Source organism: Ruegeria sp. BB7 (genome assembly GCF_056539365.1).
In genome coordinates this window covers 1-583 of the sequence record NZ_JBQFUV010000053.1, presented here as the reverse complement: position 1 = coordinate 583, position 583 = coordinate 1, and the positions used below count along the sequence as shown (strand labels likewise).

Sequence of the window (583 nt, the reverse complement as noted above, 5' to 3'; positions counted from 1 at the left end):
GAACGCGTGGTCGAGTAGACGGATAGAATACCATTGTCACCCGAGTGACCTGCGTCAGCCTCGATGTTTGCAAGGCTTGCCGCATTGATCATCTCTGCCAGAGCTTGTGCGGCGGAAACCGAATCTTCTCCGGCCTGAAGTTTGTAGGAATATGTCTCGCCATTCACGTCAACCGAAACAATTCCGTACTCACCCACATCTGCAATTTCCAGAGTTTCGCGATCGGTCAGGAAATTGCGCTCGTTTGAAGTCGCCAAACCATCCGTGAAAAATCCGAAATCGTCCGGATCGCCTATATCCGTCCCATCGACCGTAAAGCGGACCGGAACCAGAGGAGAATCTGTACTGAAAGCCTCACCAACTGCTAGACTGTCGCTCGGCGCGATACGAAGAACGCCGACGGTCGCTCCGGCAAGATCCTCAATCTCTAATGTGTAGTCATCCGTTTGCGTACCGCGCGTGTTGAACTGATCCCTCAGCTCAACAGCCCAATTTAGGAAACCGCCGGAAACATCTACCGAGTAGACCTCATCACCGATGTGCAAGGCCACCGTAGACCCGTTAAACGCGCCGATCTCCGAAC

At 53.3% G+C, this 583-nt stretch carries 1 protein-coding gene; it reads right to left on the bottom strand.

Features of this window, described 5'->3' with window-relative positions:
- On the bottom strand, positions 1 to 583 hold a 583-nt coding region (locus ACR0D7_RS19420; protein WP_480680482.1), incomplete at both ends, for a hypothetical protein.